This is a genomic window from bacterium (genome assembly GCA_023150945.1).
In the GTDB taxonomy this organism is placed as follows: Bacteria; Zhuqueibacterota; Zhuqueibacteria; order Zhuqueibacterales; family Zhuqueibacteraceae; genus Coneutiohabitans.
Map to the genome: position 1 here is coordinate 123,781 of JAKLJX010000011.1, position 18,819 is coordinate 142,599.

Below are 18,819 nucleotides of genomic sequence, written 5' to 3' on the forward strand. Positions count from 1 at the left end.
TCGACAGGTGAATTCAGCGATGCAACATTCCCGCTTGATCATTCTCGGCCTGGATGGCGCGACTTTTGATTTGATTTCGCCGTGGGCCGGCCAGGGCCATCTGCCCAATCTCGCGGCTTTGATGAAGGAAGGCAGTTGGGGCCCGCTGCGCACGGTGATCCCGCCGAGCACCGCTGTGGCGTGGAACTCGTTTGCCTCGGGCAAGGGGCCGGGGCGGCACGGCTTGTTCGAGTTCATGCGGCGCCGGCCGAATTCCTATCGCCTCGAGCCGGTCAACTCCGACGAAGTGGAAAGCGCGCGCTTGTGGGAGATCATGGCGTTTCACGGTCAGCCTTCGATCATACTCAATTTGCCGATCACCTATCCGGTGCGGCCGCTCCACGGCTTGATGGTGGCCGGCCTGCCGGTACCGGCCTCCGGTCCGCAGCGCTGCCATCCCGAAAATCTCATCGAAGAGTTCCGCAAACTCGCGCCGGGCTACCAGCCGTTGCCGTCGGTGAGTTTTTCCGGCAAGAACGAGCAGGAATATCTCGATGATTTGCTCGCGACCCTGCGCAACAAGATCAGCGTGGCGCGCCACTGCCTGGAAAACAAGCCGTGGCAGCTCTTTGTGCAAGTGTTCAGCGAGACCGATTTTGCGATGCACTCCTTCTGGCGCCATTACGACCGTACGCATTCGAAATTCAACGCGCAGGATCACCACCGCCACGGCGACGCGATTCTGCAGGTGTACCGGCTGATTGATGATTTTATCGGCGAGGTGCGCCGGCGCTTTCCCGCGGTGCCGCTGCTGTTGCTTTCCGATCATGGCTTCGGGCCGTTGGAGTATTATCTCTACAGCAACACCTGGTTGTTGCGTGAGGGCTTTCTCGCGCCCAAACGCACGCTGGCGGCACAGCTCAAATACCGCGCGTTTCAAGCCGGCCTCAGCCCGAGCAACCTGTTCGCGCTGATCAACCGGTTGGGCTTGAGCAAGGTCAAGCGCAAAGTCAAAGGCACGCAGCAGGGCTACCGGGCGGCGGAAAAGGTTTTCTTCTCCTTTCCCGACATCGATTGGCGCCGCTCGCGCGCTTATTCCATCGGCGGCGGCATCGCGGGTTTGATCTTCATCAACCTGGCCGGCCGCGAGCCGGAGGGCGTGGTGCAGCCCGGCGCGGAGTATGAGGCGACGCGCGCGGAAATCATCGCGCGCCTGCGTGAGTTCCGCGATCCCCAATCCGGCGAATTGCTCATCGGTGAAATCTACAAACGCGAGGAGCTGTTCGACGGGCCGTATTTCGAGCGCGCGCCGGATCTGGTGTATTTTCCCAAGGATCCGCGCTACATCGTTTTCAGCAGCTTTTCCTTTTCCTCGCACCGGGTGATTCGCGACCCCGGACCTTACATCACCGGCCAGCATCGCATGGATGGAATTTTTCTGATGCACGGCGCCGGCGTGAAGCAAGGCCAGCGGCTGGAAAATGCGCGCATCATCGACGTGGCGCCCACCGCGCTGTATTTAATGGGCTATCCGGTTCCCAACGACATGGACGGCGAAGTGCTCACGGCCGGCTTCCATGAGCCAGTGCTGCGTAACCGGCCGGTCGACCGCATGGAATTCGATTTCAACCGCAACGGCGAGCAGATGGTGTACAGCGAGGAAGATCGCGCCGAGGTCGAAGCGCGGTTACGCAGCCTGGGGTATTTGTGAGCCATCATGAAAATGGCGTGATATTGAGTGCTCACGCCATGCGCAGCGAGTAGGAGTAGGAGTAGGAGTAAGAGTAAGAGTAGGAGTAGGAGATAGAGTGACAGCTAGAGCACCGCGGATTTTATTCTTCGGGATGGACGGCGCGACGTGGCGCATTCTCAAACCGATGCTGGCGCAAGGCCGGCTTCCCAATTTGCAGCGTTTGTGCGAAGCCGGCTCCTCCAGTGTGTTGCATTCGCTCGAGCCGATGGTCTCGCCGGCAATTTGGACCAGCATCGCCTCGGGCAAGACGCCGGACAAGCACGGCGTGTGGGACTTCGTGGTCTCCTCCAAAAGCGTGCGCTGCAAGCGCATTTGGGACATGGCAACGGAATCCGGCTTGCGCACCGGGTTGTGCGGCTACATGGTCACCTGGCCGCCGCCGCCGCTACCGGGCTTCGTCATCCCCGGATCTTTTTCGCGCGGCCCGGAGACGCATCCCGCCTCGCTGCAGGTGATTCGCGAGCTGGATATGACGCAACGCTCGGACAGCAAGCGCTCGCTCGCTGATCATTTGCGCCGCGCCTGGCAAAGCCACCGCTTGGGCGTGCGGCCGGCCACTTTTCTCGATGCAGCCTGGACGCTGGCGTGCACGCGGCTGCAGCGCGGCTATCTCGAAAAGTTCTACCAGATGCGCCGCATCGGCTTCGCAGTCTATTCCGATGTCTTTCTCCGGCAGGTGCAGCAGTATCAGCCGGAATTGGCCATGTATGTTTTCACGCTGGTGGACAGCACCTCGCACAACTATTGGAAGTTCATGGAACCGGAGCGCTTCAATGACGTGGCCGCATCGGAAATCCGGCGACACGGCGACAAGATTCACCGGGCCTATGAGGCGGTGGATCGCATGATCGGCCGCACGCTGGCCGCGCTCGACCGCGGCGAAACCAATGTGATTGTGGTGTCGGACCACGGCTTTCAGTCGGTGCCGGAAGCGCAGGGCCGCACGCCCGATCGCACGGTGCGCATCCTGCCGGAGGCGCTGATCGAATTGCTCGGCTGGCCGCCGGCGCAGGTGCGTTCCTTCAACATTCGCGGCGCGACTTTCTTTCGCCACCGCCAGGAGGAGGCCGTGCAAGTGGAAAAGATGCGCGCCGATCTGGCGGCGATTCACCTCACGCCGGCAGATATGCCGCTGTTCGAGGTCAAGCCCGATCCCTACGGCAATCTCGAACTTTCGCTCAGTCCGGCCATCGGCGATTTGCACGGCCTGCAAGTGAAGCTGCCGAATGGCCGCGTGATTCCGGCCGAGCGCATCGTGGCCGGCGACCTCGGCACGATTTCGGGAGATCACCAGCTCGAGGGCATCCTCATCGCCGCCGGCCCAGCGATTCGCCGCGGCGCAACCCTGCAACAGGCCAGCGTCCTGGACGTCACGCCCACGCTGCTCGCGCTGCTGGGATTGCCGGTCGGCCGCGACATGGACGGCCGTGTGCTGACCGAGATGTTGACACCGGGATTTTTGAGCGCCACCCCAGTGCAGTATCGCGAATCCTGGGAGCAGCCCGATTGGAGCTACGAAGAAGACACTGCCTCCGCGGATGAAACCTTGAAAGAACATTTGCGCAGTCTGGGCTATTTGTAACGCCGGATGCAATCAAGTCATCACGGCAGGAAGACAAAGCCGGCCAGAGACCCTGCGGCAATCCCGCTGTGTCACTCTGAAAAGAATCCTTTGGGGAGAATTGCCATGACTCGTCAACGCACATACCTTTGGGGGATGCGATTCTGCGCGCTGCTGGCGATGCTGGCGCTTTGGATCGGAATGTCGACCACGGGCCGCGGCGGGCGCCGTGATTTCACTGCCACGGTGGAGCCGGCGGTGGCCACGGCGCGTACGCACGGCACCTGGACTGTCCGGCTCACGGTCGAGGCCGACAGTTTGAGCACCGGCGCCACGATCAAATATCGCTTCATCAAGGGATTCGGTGAGCCGCAGAATAGCGATTCGCTCAGGCAGAATTTCGTCGCCGCTCGCACCGACAACCCGCGCGCGCAAGTCGCCATCACCGGCCTGGAGCGCAGCGATGCCGCCATCACCTGGGATTGGGATCGCAACGCCTGGATCATCACTGTCAAAGTCCTGGCGGGCACGTTGCGGCGCGGGGACACCATCGAGCTGCTCTACGGCGCCAATCCGCCGCGCGGCCGCATGCTTGCGCCGCCCTCGACATTCGTTGACACGATGAGCATTGCATATGACTTGACCGGCAGCGGCGTCTTCCAAGAAGTGCTGGCGCCGCCCGCGCTGCGCGTGACGCCGGGCGAGCCGCAGCAGATTGCCGCCTATCTGCCCTCGCAGATCATGGCCGGCGAACCGGCGCGGCTGCGCGTGGTGATTTTGGACGAAAACTTCAATCTCGTGCCGGAGACCATGGCCAAGCTGTTCCTGTCCACCGATGATCCGGAAGCCAATCTGCTCAACAGCGTCAGCCTCACGCTCACGGACAGCGGCCGCTTGGACATTCCGTTGACGTTCATGAGCGCCGGCACGCATCGCGTCGCCGTGCGCGCGCAAGTGTTGCATAGCGGCGCGCAACTGGCAGCGGAGAGCAATCCCGTGCGGGTCACGGCGATGGCACCGCCCTACCGCATTTTTTGGGGCGATCTGCACAGTCACACGCGCATCAGTCACGACGGCCACGGTACCGGCTCGTTCGCCAAGGCGCGCGACGTCGCCGCCTTGGATTTCTACGCGCTCACCGAGCACACCAGCAGTGATTTTGGCGAGCAGGGCGGCATCACGGCGGCGGAATGGCAGGAGATCAAGGCGCAGGTGGTCAACTACAACCAGCCGGGAACGTTCGTCACTTTGCTCGGCTATGAGTACAGCCGGCTCGCGCCCTCCGGGCATCACAATGTCTATTTCAACGGCTCGGATGAAGCCTTGGCGCAGCTCCCGCTCTATCGCGACCAGATGCGCGGCGAGATTCAAGATTTGTGGCGCCGCCTCGAAAGCATGCTGCCGCCGGCGGTGGAGTTTCTGACCGTGCCGCATCACACCGGCATCATGTGGTCGACCACCTCGAATTCGGCGATCAGTTTTGGCCCGGGGTACGGCCACCGTTTCTACCGGCCGCTCATCGAGATCTATTCGTCGCACGGCCAGAGTGAGATCTACGCGCCGGATCATCCCCTGTCCTATGACCGGCTGCAGGAGGAAGGCCGCTTCAGCACGCCGGGCCCGCACTACGCGCAAGATGCCTGGGCCGCCGGCGAAGTGCTGGGCACCATCGCCTCCAGTGATGATCACAGCGCCCGGCCGGGGCTGCCCTTTCGCGGCCTGACGGCCGTCCTGGCCGGCGAACTGACGCGCGACGCGGTCTTCCAGGCACTGCGCCAACGTCGCGTCTACGCCACCACCGGCCAGCGCATGCTGCTCGATTTCACCGTGGCCGGCCACATGATGGGCGCGCGGCTGGAAATGCCGCTCGGAACCTTTCCCGCGATTGCCGCTGAAGTCGCCGGCACGGACAGCATCGCGTTTATGGAAGTTCTCAAATGGAACATGAAGAACGGCCGCTGGCACGACGGCCATCCGCTTTTCGAAGTGATCCGGCACTGGCCCGGTGAGGGTTTGCAAATGCAGCGCACGTTCGTGGACTCGAGCTATACCGGCGAGGCGATATACTATCTGCGCGTCCAGCAGCGGAATGAGATCTATGATGTCGCCCGGCGGCTGTACCGTCCGGTGTGGGCGTGGTCCAGCCCGGTTTGGGTGATGGCGCCCAATCCGCTCGATACCACGGAGCACCAGGCGCCGCCGCGGGAATTGCAGCTCGGCGTGAGCTATCCCAATCCTAATCACGGCCAGGCGCAGGTCAATTTCTATCTGCCGGCCGGCGGCCGCGCGACCCTGCGCCTGTTCGACACGCTCGGCCGGGAAGTCGCGGTGGTATTCGACGGTTTCGAAGCAGAAGGATGGTATTCCACCCGCCTGGACACGCAGGCGCTGGCCAATGGACTTTACTTTTTGAGATTGCAGGCCGGCGGCAGTGTGCTGGTGCGGCGGCTGGTGGTGATGAAATGAAGGGACCGGGGGCGGGACGCAAAAGCGATCGGCAATTGGTTATCTGACAACTCAGCTCGACATGGGTCTGCTGCACAACATGCAACAACTTCTCTCGCTTTTGGAAAGTCCGGCCGCGCTCAAAGCCATGCTGACGTGGCCGCAGTTTTCCGTCACCTCTTACCACATGGTTTCTGCGCTGGTGAAGCAGGGTCTGCGGCCGCGCACGATCTTGGACGTCGGCGCCAACGTCGGCCAGTTTGCCGTGGCGGCGGCGCGGCTGTTTCCCGGCGTGCACGTGCACTCGTTCGAGCCGCTGCCGGATTGTGTGGCGCATCTGCGCAAACATGCGGCGCGCCTGGGCAACATCACGGTCCATCCGGTGGCGCTGGGCGAACGCGAGGGCGAAGTGACCATGCGGGTGAACGCCCAAAGCCGCGCCAGTTCGGTATTGCCGCTGGCGCCGGCGCATCGCGAAGCGTTTCCGGCCGCGCAGGAACAGCGCGAAATCACCGTGCGCGTTGCCACTTTGGATCAGATGCTTGCCGGCCTCGCGCTGCCGCCGCCGGTATTGCTCAAGATCGACGTGCAAGGCTATGAAGCGCAAACCCTGCGAGGCGCAACCGCCACGCTGCCGCAGATCGAGTACGCCGTGCTGGAAACTTCCTTCAAGCCGTTGTACAACGGCGAGCTGCTGTTCATGGATGTGGTGCGGCTGATGGAAGCCCGGGGCATGTGTTTCAGCCGGCCGGTGGGCTGGCTGGCCGCGCCCAAGACCGGCGAAGTGTTGCAGATGGATGCGCTGTTCGTGAGGACTTCTCAATCATGACTGATGGCAGATGGCTCGGATACCAAAAACATCTCTGAGAATGCGAATTCACCGAGTTTCGCGCAGACTGTGCTTGCGCACCGTCGCGTGCTGTTCTGTGCTGTTCTCCTGCACCAGCGCACCCGCCGGCGGAGGCGAAGTCGTGCGCTACAACCGGCCGCAGCTCACCCTGGCCAATGCCGGCTTCGAGCTGGGCGCCGTGGCCTGGAAGCCCCTGGCCGAAAATCTCGTGGGCTTCGAAATCACCTCCGATTCCCTGGAGGCCACCGCGGGCCGGCGGTCATTGAAAATCGATTTGAGCCGCAGCCGGGTGTTCGGCGAGGGCACCTTCCGCCTCGTCAGTCCGTGGCTCACCCTGCCGGGCGGCGGCGAATTCGAATTCTCCGCGCAGGTGAAAGCTGCCAGCGCCGGCCGCAAAGTGGCGTTGCGCGTGATCAACGGTGTTGCCAAGCAAGCCTTGCGCAGCGGCAAGCAGCGGCGCGGCGGTGCCGCCGATCATGAAGCAATCAGCACGGCCTGGACTCCCGTGGCGTTCAGCGGCACTCTGCCGGTTGCGGAAAAAGACGCGTACCGGCTGGCGTTGGAGTTCGAAGCGCCCGGGGTTTATTGGATCGATCAAATCGAATTCCGCCACCGCGGCCAAAGTATCTGCGCCGAGGCCGAACTGACTGCCGGATTGCAGCCCGTCGATCGCAAAACCAAACTCTCTGCTGCGCCGGCACAGATTGCGCTGCAACTCTGGCTTGCCAACCGCGCGGAGCGGCCGCGCGATCTCAAACTCCAGCTTCATCTCGCCAGCCGTTTGCACGCCGGGCAGGATTTACCGGCGCAAGCCGTGACGCTGGCAGGGCAAACGTCGCGGCGCCACGTCTTCACCATTCCGCTGGCGCACGCCGATGACTATCGCCTGGAGTGGACGCTGCGCGAGACCGCCGGGCCGCTGGTCGCGCAGGGCGTGCTGCGCCTGGCCGCACACAACGCCCAATTGCCCGCCGCGACCGCCGGCGAAGCGGTGTGGGGCATGCATCTCAACGCCATGAATCTGGAGATCACGCTGCCGCTGTTGCGCCAGGCGCACGTGACTTATCTGCGCAACGTGCTGCAGCTCTATTGGAGCCAGGTCGAGCCCAAGCCCGGCAAATGGCAATGGCCCGATGAGTTGATTGCCTATTTGCAAGAGCAGGGTTTTCAATTCCTGCCGATTCTGGGATTCCCGCCGCGCTGGGCCAGCGCCCCGGCGACACCCGGCGCCCCGGATTTGCAGAACAAAATGCCGCGCTCAATGGAAGAGTTTCGCAACTATTTGAGGGAAGTGACGGGGCGCTACGGCCGCCAAATCACCCGCTGGGAAATCTGGAACGAGCCCAACTTGCCACGCTATTTCGACGGCACGCCCGGCGACTATGGCGCAGTGCTGGCGGCGGCAGTGCGTGCCTTCGCGCAATTGCAGCCGCAGGCGCAACTCGCCGGCTTGAGCCTGGCCTGGTCGGATGACAATCTCGCGGGGTTCGTGCAGCAAGCGCTGGCGCCTTCCCAGGCGCGGCCGCAAGCCGTCTCCTTTCACCCTTATGAGAAGATTGCGCCGGAGCAGGCGCTGATGGAGAAGATCGAACAACTGCGGCTGCAGGTGCGGGAATTATGCGGCTATGTGCCGGAACTGTGGGCCACGGAAACCGGCTATCGCGGCCGCGATTCCATCAACGCCGCCATCCCCTACTATTCGCCGCCGCGGCCCGCCACCGTGGATGAGATGACGCAAGCGGAATATCTCGTGCGCCATGCGCTGCTCGCCAAAGCCGCGGGGGTGAAGTATTATTTCTGCTATTCGATGGACAGTGAGCGCAGCCGCAGCGGCCCGGACGTGCACGGCTTGCTCGACCATGATGCGGAGGCCAGCGTAAAGCCGGCGTTGCTGGCCTATGTCACGCTCGCGCAATTGTGCGGCGACGCAGTGTTCGAGCGCCGCGAAGAACTGGCCAATCCCGGGCAATATCTCATGCACTATCGCCGTGCCGATGGCCGGCGCTTCTCCGCGCTGTGGCAAAGCGAGGGAACGGCGACGGTGGCGCTGCCGGCCTCGGTGCAGCGCGCCGAAGCTTGGGATTTCTTCGGCAATCGCCTGACCCCGGCTGCAGGCAAACTGCCGATTCAGACACGGCCGGTTTATTTTCTGCAGTAGTGCACTGCCATTGCGATTTGCAGGCGTACACGATCGGGACTTCATTCAGATGAATCCGGTGATGCTCACGGTGTTACTTTTGAATCCTCACCGGGTCCTTGCAGAATGACATTTGTGGCGATATGCCTGTCAAGGTGCAGCGCACCAGCAGCGGGAGCCGGAGCGCGGGGACATGGGGTCGCGGCCAGCCATCGCTACAGCCGCGCGGGAAAACAGTAATGGTTGACTCGGCAAACTCATCTTTGCTCAACACCATCGTCTTTGCCATGTCCAAGAAACATAATCGCTATTGGGAAATCACCGGGGCTGTGATTGATTTGGGGACCACGGCGCTGGCCTTCTACGCCGCCTTTTGGCTGCGCTTTCAGGCCGGCTTTCTGCCGCATGCCAATCCCGATCCCGGCGACTATCTCATCATGCTCGGCGGCATTTTGCCGCTCTGGCTGGGATTGTTTTCGTTCTTCGGTTTGTATGACTTTCGGCGGCTGACGCATTTGTACGCGGATCTCCGGCCGCTGCTTTACAGCATCGCCGCGGGCGTGGTGTTCATTTCGGCATTCACGTTTTTCTACCGCGAGTTTACCTTTTCGCGCCTCATCTTCGTGCTGTTTGGCGCGCTGAATTTCCTGCTGACGCTGAGCGGGCGCGTGCTCCTCCGGCTGAGCCTGCGGCAGGCCCACCGCCACGGTTATCACCTGCGCCACGTGCTCATCGTCGGCGCGGGCGAACTAGGTTTGCGCGTGGCGGAGCAGGCCAAACGCCACCCCGAGCTGGGGTATCGCGTGGTGGGCTTCTGCGATGATTTTGAAACCAACGGCATCTACAAGAAAGAATATGGTCTGGAAGTGCTGGGCCGCACCGCCAATCTCAACGAGATCATCGAAAAATACCGCATCGACAAGGTGATCGTGGCGCTGCCGGGCCGTGCCATCCGCAAGATTTCGCGCATCGTCGAAACCTGCGAGCTGGAAGGCGTGGAAACCGACATCGTGCCCGACTTCTTCAAATTCATTCAGCCGCGCACCAAAGTGCATGACTTCGCCGGCCTGCCGCTGGTGAGCGTGCGCTTCACGCCGGTGGATTCCTGGAAATATCGCATCGCCAAACGCCTGTTTGACGCGGTGTTTGCCGGCCTGGCGCTGCTGGTGTTCGCGCCGTTGATGCTGTTGCTCGCGCTTGCCGTGAAGCTGACCTCACCCGGCCCGGTGTTCTTCAAGCAGGAGCGCATCGGCATCAACCGCCGGCCGTTTTACATGCTCAAATTCCGCTCGATGAAAGCGGGCGCGGAGACGATCGATCACGAAATCGGCCTGGGGCTGCGCAACGATCCGCGCGTCACCCGCCTGGGAAGGTTTCTGCGGGAATGGAGCCTGGATGAGCTGCCCCAGTTTTGGAATGTGCTCATGGGCGACATGAGCGTGGTCGGACCGCGGCCGGAGCGGACCTACCAGGTGCGCCAGTTGAAAACCATGGTGCCGAATTACATGATCCGCCACCAGGTCAGGACCGGCATGACCGGCTGGGCGCAAGTCAACGGCTGGCGCGGCGATACCTCGATCGACCGGCGCATCGAGCATGATCTGTATTACATCGAAAACTGGTCGCTCAGCCTTGATCTCAAGATCATCCTGCTGACTTTGTTCGGCGGTGTCATCAGCAAGAAAGCGCGCGCACTGTGAGGCCGGCCGCCGGAAAGCGAAGATTCATGACCGGCAACTTTCACGTTGCTCAGGAACGGCACCTCCTGCCATGCGAGGATTGATTGAGAAGGAATAACGACAAACAACCGCCGAGCGTCACGCTGGTCAGCGAGCAATATGCGCCGGATCTGTCTTCCACCGCGCAGTTGTTCGAAGAGCTGATGATCGAGCTGCAGCAGCAGGGCGTGGCCGTGCGGGTGTGCACGCTCACCCCCGGCTATCACGGTTACGTCAAAGAGGGCAAAGTCCCGCTGCGCGAAGTGCGCCACGGCGTGACGGTGCGCCGGCTGCCGCGCCTGCCGTTCCGCCGCAGCAACCGCGTGGGCGAGGCCCTCAACTGGGTGTGGGGCACGTTTGCGCTGGCGCTGCTGGCCTGGCGCACGCCACGGCAGGCACCGCTTCTGATCAGCACTAATCCGCCCATGGCGCATGTTGTGGGCGCGTTCCTGAAGATCATGCGAGGGCAGCGTTTCATTGCGCTGTTTTATGATTTGCATCCGGAATTGTCCTGCGCGGTGGGCCTGTTGCGGGAAGGCAGTTTGCTCGACCGGCTGTGGCGCCGGATCAATCGTTGGGCGTTGCGCCACACCGACGTGGCGGTGGCCATCGGCGCGTACATGGAGCGGGTGATCAAAGGCCGTTATGCCGCTGCCGCCACCTCCATCATTCACAATTGGTGCGACCCGCGCGTGGTGCGCTGCCTGCCCAAGGAGGCGAGCCTATTTGCCCGCGAGCATGGCCTGCTCGATCAGTTCGTGGTCCTGTTCTCCGGCAACCTGGGCTGGCGCCAACGCCTCGAAATCCTGATCGAAGTCGCCGCGTTGCTCACCAACCTGCCGATTCGATTCGTGTTCATCGGCGAGGGCGTGAAAAAGCCCAAACTGCAGGAAATGGTACAAGCGCGCGGCTTGAACAACGTTTTGTTCTTTCCCTACCAGCCGCGGCATTTGATGGAACACTCGCTCGCGGCCGCGGATTTGGCGGTGGTCTCGCATGAGCGCGAGGCCATCGGGTTTGGCGTGCCGAGCAAGATCTACACCTACCTGGCCGCCGGCCGCGCCATTCTGGGGCTGGCGAGCAAGCCTTGTGAGCTGATCGACATGGTGCGCGAATGCCAGTGCGGTTGGGTGTTTGATGAAGATCACGACCGCGACGCGATCGCGGCTTTGCTCCAGCAACTGCTGCAGGCGCCGCCGCTCAGCCGGCATGCGGGCCAGCGCGCGCGCCAGCATTTCGAGCGCCACTTTACGCTGCCGCTGGTGGCGCGCCAATACCAGGAGTTGATCCGGCAGCAATGCCAGGCGGGACCGGCGCCCGCGCTGCTGGAGAGAATATTCCGCCTGCCGCGGCGCCGGCGGCGCGCGGCGGATGAAAAAAACACAACCAGAGAACACCGAACCAGGGCTGCTCAGCACGAAACTGCTCAATTCATGTGAAATGACACGGTAACGGCTCCGCCGTTGCGGTTCAATCGCTGGCCCGGTAAATTGTCCCAGGTCAACTGCAGCGCTTTTGCCATGTCACAACAACGTCGTCGTCTGCTCGAGCTCGCGATCGCCTGCTGCGATCTGCTCGTCACTACCTTTTCGTTCTATGTCGCCTTTTGGCTGCGCTTTGAAAGCGGCTATTGGCCGCACGGCGGCCCGGAGATCGATCAGTACCTGATCATTCTGGGAGGCATTCTGCCGTTGTGGCTGGGGCTGTTTTCCTTCTTCGGCCTGTATGATTTCCGGCGGCGGGCGCACCTCCTGGCCGACGGGCGCGGCCTGCTGTTCAGCCTCGCCGCCGGCGTGCTGTTCCTCTCCTCGTTCACGTTCTTCTATCGCGAAGTTTCCTATTCGCGGTTGACCTTCGTGCTGTTCGGGGTGTTGAATTTCGGGTTGTTGTTGTGCGAGCGCGTGCTGGTGCGCTGGCTGCTGCAGCAGGCGCACCGGCGCGGTTACCACTTGCGCCGGGTGCTCATCGTCGGCGCCGGCGAGTTGGGCCGGCGCGTCGCCCAGCAGGCAAAACGCCATCCGGAATTGAGCCATCGTGTCGTCGGCTTCTGCGATGATCAGGAAAGCAACGGCCTCTACAAGGAAGAGTACAGCCTGGAGGTGCTGGGCCGCACCACGGAGTTGCGGGAGATCATCGAGGAGCAACGCATCGACAAGGTGATCGTGGCGCTGCCCGGCCGCGCCCTGCGCAAGATCTCGCGCGTGGTGCAAGCCTGTGAGCAGGAGGGCGTGGAGATCGACATCGTGCCGGATTTTTTCAAATTCATCCAGCCGCGCACGAGCGTGCGCGATTTCGCCGGCCTGCCGCTGGTGGGCGTGCGCTTCACGCCGGTGGAATCCTGGAAATACCGGGTGGCCAAGCGCGCTTTCGATATCGCCTTTGCCGCCGCCGTGCTGATGCTCACGGCGCCGTTGCTGGCGCTGATCGCGCTGCTGGTGAAACTGACCTCGCCCGGCGAGGTGTTCTTCTCGCAAGTGCGCTATGGCACCAACCGCCGGCCGTTTCGCATGCTCAAGTTTCGCACCATGCGCCCGCAGTCGCAAAACAGCAGTGACACGACGTGGACCAAACGCGACGACCAGCGCGTCACGCCGCTGGGCGCTTTTCTGCGGCGCACCAGTTTGGACGAGCTGCCGCAATTCCTCAACGTCTTGAGAGGCGACATGAGCGTGGTCGGTCCGCGGCCGGAGCGGCCGTTCTTTGCCAATCAATTCAAGAGCGAGGTGCCGCGCTACATGGTGCGCCATCAAGTCAAGACCGGCATCACCGGCTGGGCGCAAGTGAACGGCTGGCGCGGCGACACGCCCATCCGCAATCGCGTCGAGCACGATTTGTACTACATCGAGAACTGGTCGTTTGGTTTTGATCTCAAGATTATCTTGCTGACGATCGTACACGGCCTTCTCAATAAAAACGCCTATTGATTGCAAATCAACTCGCGCAACGCCGGCGGCCCGCCTGCATACGCGGGCAGGCTGCCGGACGGCGCGACCACCGCTGCGTGATCGTTTTTGCAGAGTCATGCCAAATGTCCCGGCACAACGCAATTCTGAAGGTCAAACAATTCAATTACGCCGTCAAAAGAAAACTGTGGCCCAACGCGCCGGCTCCCAAGGCGCATTACAAATCGTTGGCGGAGGCCGCGGCGCAGCCGGGCTGGTGCGTGTTGCACGCCGGCGGCGGCCGCAACAAACACAATTTGTTCCAGCAGCAACACGTGCGGCGGATCAACGTCGACTTGGATGCCGTCACGCTGGCGCAGGACCGCACCGCCGGCCTGCGCGTGCTGGGCAATCTCGAAGAGCTGCCGGTGCCGGACAATGCGTTCGACCTGATCGTATGCGAAATGGTCTTCGAGCATCTCGCGCATCCCGGCCGTGTGGTCCGGGAGTTCTTTCGCAGCCTGAAAAGCGGCGGCAGCCTCATCTTCATCACGCCGAACTTGCTGGCTTATCCGTTTCTGATTTCCCGGGCCACGCCGTTTTGGTTTCACCGGCTGTATGGTTTTCTGCGCGGCCGGCAGGCGGAAGACATTTTTCCGACTTACTACCGGCTGAATACCGGTGCGGCAATCCGGCGTCACTTTGATCGCGCCGGCTTTGAATTGGTGCAATTGCGGCAGCTCGACGCCTCGTGCGACTATTTCGACATCTTGCCGGGTTTGCATCAGATGCTGGCGGTGGTCACCAACTTTCTCAATCGCGTGGAGGCGTTGAGTTTTCTCCGGCAATTTCACCTCGGCTGGTTCCGCAAGCCGGCGGCGGGGTGACCGGCACGGGCGTTTTAGGGCGAAACTGATGGGAGTGGAAACATGGGAGCAAAGAGAGGCCAAAGCGGTAAGCGAGGGGTGGCACTGCTGAGCGAGCAATTTGCGCCGGATGCCGGCTCCACCGCACAGCTTTTTGCAGAGCTGACGCGAGAGCTGGCGCGGCATGGTGTCGAGATTCAAGTGTGCGCTTTGCAGCCGGGTTACGTCGAAGACGCTCCGGCTGCGCCCTGGCGTGAAACCCGCAACGGCGTGCGCGTGTGGCGGCTGCCGCGGTTGCCTTTCCGCCGCACCAATCGCAAGGGCGAGGCCTTGAACTGGGCGTGGGCGACTCTGGGCCTGGCGCTGCTGGCGCTGCGGGTGCCACGGCACATTCCCCTGCTGGTGGGAACGAATCCGCCCATGCTGCATCTCGTGGGCGCCGTGATGAAATGGCTGCGGGGCCAGCGCTTCATTGCGTTGTTCTATGACCTGCACCCCGAGCTGTCTTGCGCAGTCGGCATGTTGCGGCACGGCAGCCTGATCGACTGCATGTGGCGTCGCCTCAATGCGTGGATCTTGCGTCAGGCTGACGCCGCCATTTGCCTTGGACACTACATGGAGCGCTCCGTGCTGGCGCGTCATGCGCCGGCGCCCACCGTGATCATCGACAATTGGTGTGATCCCGCGGTGGTGCGCTGCCTGCCCAAAGCAGAGAGCCGTTTTGCGCAGGCGCATGGGTTGTTGGATAAATTCGTGGTGCTGTTCTCCGGCAACATGGGCTGGCGGCAGCGGCTGGAAATCCTGCTCGCGGCCGCGGCCGATCTCCAGGACACGCCAGTCCGCTTCGTTTTCATCGGCGAAGGCGCGAAAAAGGAGAAGCTCCGTGAAATAGCGGCCGCCAGGAACTTGCAAAACGTTCACTTCTTTCCGTATCAGCCGCGTGCCACGATGGAGCATTCGCTGGCAGCCGCGGATGTGTGCGTGGTGTCGCAAGAGCGCGAAGTCATCGGCTACGGCGTGCCGAGTAAGATCTACACCTACATGGCTGCCGGCCGCGCGCTGCTCGGCCTGGCGAGCCAGCCGTGCGAGTTGAGCGACATGGTGAAGAAGTTCAAATGCGGCTGGCTCTTTGATGAAGATCATGACAAGGACGCGATTGTGGCGCTGTTGCGCCGGCTCATGCAGGCGCCGCAAGCGTGTCACGCCGCCGGCCGGCGCGGCCGCCAGGCGTTCGAAGAGAATTTCACGCTGCCGATCATCGCGCGCAAGTATCTCGATTTGATCCAGCGGCAATGTGAGAGCGGGCCGGCGCCGAGCTGGTGGCAACGAGTGGTGCGTTTCCGGGCACGAAGGGCGCGGCCGCGCCTGCGGTTTGCCGAACCTGGTAATCACGATGAATCTCGGGTCTTGGAGACGACATCCAAGCCGGTGCAGGAACATTGATCAAACTGTTGCCTTGATAATGTCACATTCCAGGATTTGCCGCCGCCTCACGAAGCTCGCCGGGCGAGACTGCCGGAATTGTCGGCAAACTCCGCTGCTCTGCGGTGAATCTGGTCCAGTCAGTCTGCGTGGTGCCGATTTTTTGCGAGTGAAGCGATTCAGCGGATGAATCGAATGGAGGACACGGCCAAATGAACAGGAAGGTTCGCACGATGGTTGATCGAATAAACGGTAGGCCGGGCGGCGTGTCGCCCGCCCGCGGATGGGTGATGATGTTGTTCCTGCTCGCTGCGCATGCCGGTGCGCAGGAAATCATGACCGTGCCGACCTATCACTGGTCTTACACCTATGCGCGCGAGTTGAGCCTGCGCCATCGCCATTTGGATTTCTCTTCTGCCAACTGGCCGCTGACAATGGGTGAAATGGCGCAATTGGCCGATGCGGCCGGCGGTGCCATGGCATATTCATCAGAACGATTTTGGCAGACGCGCCTGCAGCAGTTTTCCCGCACGCCGCTCGAACCGAAAGCGTGGCTGCAGTTCGGCGGCCGCGTGAGCGAAAACGCCGGTGATTTTGGCGAGACCACTCGCTCACGCGCCGGTTTGCGCACGCAGCTCGCGCTGTTTCCAGACCGGCATGTTGCTTTCGTGAATGCCATTCGCCTGGATGAAGAGTTGCGCGAGGACCCCAATTACCTGGGCAAGCGCTGGCGCGGTTTCGCGGGCTACACCGAGCAAGCCTACCTCTCCTTGCATTTCGGCAAGTATGTCGCTAAATTGGGCCGCGATTTTGTGCGCTGGGGGCGCGGCGTTGACGCCACGCTGTTGCTCTCGGATTATTCGCGGCCGCTGGACCATTTTTCCGGCCGCCTCGAGTTGCAGCGCTTTCGCTTTGATTATCTCGCGGCGAAGTTGAACTCGGAGTATCTGCCGGATTCCCTGCGCGCGCGCTACGCCACCGACGTGAGTGAACGCTATCTCGCGGCGGCGCGCGCGGAAATCCGGCTGAAATCGAACTTGCTCACGCTCGCGGTCACGCAGATGGCGCTGTACGGCGGGCCGGGCCGCGGCTTCGAGCTGTACTACCTCAATCCGTTCCTGGCGTTTCACGGCGAGCAGCTCAATGAACAGCAAAAGAGCAACACCTTTGGCGCGCTCGACGCCGTGGTGCGGCCGCGCGACGGGCTGGAACTCTACGCACAGTTACTCATCGACGACGTGCAAGTCGAGAAGACGCGCCGCGGCGATCTGGAGCCGAACGAGATCGCCTATCTCCTCGGCGGTGAAGTGGCGGATCCTTTCGGGTGGCAGGGCGCCGCGCTGGGTCTGGAATACACCCGGATTGCCAATCGCACTTACAATGCCATCACCGTGTGGGAGAAGTTCATGCACCGCAACCGGCCGCTGGCGCACTTTCTCGGCAATGATTTCGACCGCTGGCTGGTGCACGGCCGCGCCTACACCGGCGGCAATGTGCAGCTCTTCTATTCTTACGAAGCCCGCCGCCACGGCGAAGGCCGCCTGGAGCGGCCGTTCGACATGCCGTGGGTGAACGCCGATCTGAATCAGGGCTACCGCGAGAAATTCCCCAGCGGCGTGGTGGAACGCAGCACGCATCTCGCGCTCGAGGCGCGCTGGCAGGCGCGTGCGGGTTTCTTTTTGGCAATTGCCGCCGGACACGCGCGCTATCGCGATTTCGCCAATCAAGCGGGCCGCCGCCGGCAGGAAACGAGCGTGCGTGTACGACTTTGGCTCGAGCGATTCTGGTGGCTGGGTTTGGAGTGAGGCGCGGAGCCGGGCTGGCGGTGTGGCAGCGATAAACAACTCGTGCAGGCGTGATGCCCTCGGCATCATGAGAACCTGACGGCACCCAGTGAAGATTGCGATTGTTGGAATTCAAGTCTTCCTGCTTGCAGGCAGTGGCGGCGGACCGCCGCCGGATGACACTTATTACGGGAGATGATCATGGCCATGGCTTCGCGGATGAGAAGCGACAAGACCTTCGTGCAGGAGCGTATCCAAAACAGCATTGCGGTCAAGACCAAATTGATGGAACAGCAGGCGGCCGAGATTCTTTCGGTCGGGCACAAACTGGTCAACATCTTGCGCGGCGGCGGCAAAATTCTCTTTTGCGGCAACGGCGGCAGCGCCGCAGATGCGCAGCATCTCGCGGCCGAGCTGGTTTGCAAGTTGCGCAGTGACCGGCCCCCGCTGGCCGGGCTGGCGCTCACCACCGACACCTCGACGCTCACCGCCACCAGCAATGATTTCTCGTTTCGCGATGTGTATGCCCGGCAGATCATTGCCCTGGGCGCCAGCGGCGATGCTCTGATCGCCATCAGCACCTCGGGAAACTCCGCCAATGTTCTGGCGGCGGTGGAGGCGGCGCGCCAGAAAAACGTGCTCACCATCGGCCTGCTCGGCCAGGACGGCGGCGCCATCGCCAGCGCCGTCGATCATGCCGTGATCGTGCCGGATAACGACACCCAGCGCATTCAGGAGTGCCACATTTTGGTGGGACACATCTGGATGGAAATGGTGGAGCACGAACTCTTTGGCTGAGCCGACCCGACAGGCCGCGTTCGTTTTTCTCGATCGCGACGGCACGCTGATCGAGGAGAAGAATTATCTCCGCCGGCTGGAGGACATTGCCTTCCTGCCCGGCAGCGCAGCCGCCATTGCGCGGTTGCGGCGCGCGGGCTGGCGCGTCGTCGTGATCAGCAATCAATCCGGCGTGGCGCGCGGCTACTTCACCGAGGCGTTCGTGCAGGAAACCCATCGCGTGCTGCAACAGCACCTCGCCCGGCACGGCGCCTGGATCGACGGCTTCTACTTTTGCCCGCATGCGCCGGAAGCCAATTGCGACTGCCGCAAACCGCGCCTGGGCATGCTCGCACAGGCCGCGCGCGATTTCGAGTGCGAACTCACCGGTTTCATGATCGGCGACCGTGCCAGCGACATCGCAACCGGGCGCAATGCCGGTCTGTGGACCGTGCTGGTGCGCACCGGCTATGGTAGCGAAACCGCCGACCGCGGCGAGTGCCAGCCCGATTTCGTCGCGGACGATCTCGCCGCCGCAGTGGATTGGATCTTGCAGCAGTCGAATTGAAAAGACGGAGATCACCTCTCCGCTTCCACCCATAGAAGAAGCCCTCAACGAATGATTCGGCGAGGGCTTTTTCTTTT

At 62.3% G+C, this 18,819-nt stretch carries 13 protein-coding genes; all 13 read left to right on the plus strand.

The annotated features are described in order from the left end of the window. Window positions 1–19: 19 nt before the first annotated feature. The 13 genes from L6R21_15485 (at window position 20) to gmhB (ending at window position 18,742) form a co-directional block, all read left to right on the plus strand. Window positions 20–1,690 (plus strand): alkaline phosphatase family protein, encoded by a 1,671-nt coding sequence (locus tag L6R21_15485; GenBank protein ID MCK6560594.1) that lies wholly within the window; start codon window positions 20–22, stop codon window positions 1,688–1,690. A gap of 97 nt (window positions 1,691–1,787) precedes the next feature. Further along, entirely contained in the window at window positions 1,788–3,314 is a 1,527-nt protein-coding gene (locus L6R21_15490; GenBank protein MCK6560595.1) for an alkaline phosphatase family protein, read from the plus strand. 105 nt (window positions 3,315–3,419) lie between these two features. Next, complete coding sequence (locus tag L6R21_15495) at window positions 3,420–5,759, plus strand: DUF3604 domain-containing protein (protein MCK6560596.1); 2,340 nt, start codon at window positions 3,420–3,422, stop codon at window positions 5,757–5,759. A gap of 61 nt (window positions 5,760–5,820) precedes the next feature. Further along, window positions 5,821–6,567, plus strand: a complete 747-nt coding sequence (locus L6R21_15500) for an FkbM family methyltransferase (GenBank protein MCK6560597.1) — start codon at window positions 5,821–5,823, stop codon at window positions 6,565–6,567. A 73-nt stretch (window positions 6,568–6,640) separates the two neighbouring features. Continuing rightward, window positions 6,641–8,746 carry a hypothetical protein gene (locus L6R21_15505; GenBank protein MCK6560598.1) on the plus strand — a complete coding sequence of 702 codons (2,106 nt, stop codon included), beginning with the start codon at window positions 6,641–6,643 and terminating at the stop codon, window positions 8,744–8,746. Between the two features lie 218 nt (window positions 8,747–8,964). Further along, window positions 8,965–10,425, plus strand: coding sequence for an undecaprenyl-phosphate glucose phosphotransferase (locus tag L6R21_15510; GenBank protein MCK6560599.1), 1,461 nt, complete (start codon window positions 8,965–8,967; stop codon window positions 10,423–10,425). Window positions 10,426–10,508: 83 nt separating this feature from the next. Next, window positions 10,509–11,882: a glycosyltransferase family 4 protein gene (locus tag L6R21_15515; protein ID MCK6560600.1), complete on the plus strand. Its 1,374-nt coding sequence runs from the start codon at window positions 10,509–10,511 to the stop codon at window positions 11,880–11,882. Between the two features lie 81 nt (window positions 11,883–11,963). Continuing rightward, window positions 11,964–13,367, plus strand: a complete 1,404-nt coding sequence (locus tag L6R21_15520; protein MCK6560601.1) for an undecaprenyl-phosphate glucose phosphotransferase — start codon at window positions 11,964–11,966, stop codon at window positions 13,365–13,367. 104 nt (window positions 13,368–13,471) lie between these two features. Beyond that, window positions 13,472–14,212 carry a class I SAM-dependent methyltransferase gene (locus L6R21_15525; GenBank protein ID MCK6560602.1) on the plus strand — a complete coding sequence of 247 codons (741 nt, stop codon included), beginning with the start codon at window positions 13,472–13,474 and terminating at the stop codon, window positions 14,210–14,212. 42 nt (window positions 14,213–14,254) lie between these two features. Next, entirely contained in the window at window positions 14,255–15,634 is a 1,380-nt protein-coding gene (locus L6R21_15530) for a glycosyltransferase family 4 protein (GenBank protein MCK6560603.1), read from the plus strand. A 212-nt stretch (window positions 15,635–15,846) separates the two neighbouring features. Next, a complete protein-coding gene (locus L6R21_15535) occupies window positions 15,847–17,418 on the plus strand; it encodes a capsule assembly Wzi family protein (GenBank protein ID MCK6560604.1) in 1,572 nt (523 codons plus the stop codon). A 180-nt stretch (window positions 17,419–17,598) separates the two neighbouring features. Beyond that, window positions 17,599–18,195, plus strand: a complete 597-nt coding sequence (locus L6R21_15540; GenBank protein MCK6560605.1) for an SIS domain-containing protein — start codon at window positions 17,599–17,601, stop codon at window positions 18,193–18,195. Continuing rightward, the gene (gene gmhB / locus L6R21_15545) at window positions 18,188–18,742 is read left to right on the plus strand and encodes a D-glycero-beta-D-manno-heptose 1,7-bisphosphate 7-phosphatase (protein ID MCK6560606.1); all 555 of its coding nucleotides are present in this window, start codon (window positions 18,188–18,190) and stop codon (window positions 18,740–18,742) included. Before L6R21_15540 ends, gmhB begins: the two co-directional genes overlap by 8 nt. Window positions 18,743–18,819 lie beyond the last annotated feature (77 nt).

Bases quoted from the DNA above. Each gene is read 5' to 3' on its own strand.
- L6R21_15540 (MCK6560605.1), top strand. From the start codon at position 17,599: ATGGCCATGGCTTCGCGGATGAGAAGCGACAAGACCTTCGTGCAGGAG.
- L6R21_15535 (MCK6560604.1), top strand. From the start codon at position 15,847: ATGGTTGATCGAATAAACGGTAGGCCGGGCGGCGTGTCGCCCGCCCGC.
- L6R21_15530 (MCK6560603.1), top strand. From the start codon at position 14,255: ATGGGAGCAAAGAGAGGCCAAAGCGGTAAGCGAGGGGTGGCACTGCTG.
- L6R21_15525 (MCK6560602.1), top strand. From the start codon at position 13,472: ATGTCCCGGCACAACGCAATTCTGAAGGTCAAACAATTCAATTACGCC.
- L6R21_15510 (MCK6560599.1), top strand. From the start codon at position 8,965: ATGGTTGACTCGGCAAACTCATCTTTGCTCAACACCATCGTCTTTGCC.
- L6R21_15500 (MCK6560597.1), top strand. From the start codon at position 5,821: ATGGGTCTGCTGCACAACATGCAACAACTTCTCTCGCTTTTGGAAAGT.
- L6R21_15520 (MCK6560601.1), top strand. From the start codon at position 11,964: ATGTCACAACAACGTCGTCGTCTGCTCGAGCTCGCGATCGCCTGCTGC.
- L6R21_15495 (MCK6560596.1), top strand. From the start codon at position 3,420: ATGACTCGTCAACGCACATACCTTTGGGGGATGCGATTCTGCGCGCTG.
- L6R21_15485 (MCK6560594.1), top strand. From the start codon at position 20: ATGCAACATTCCCGCTTGATCATTCTCGGCCTGGATGGCGCGACTTTT.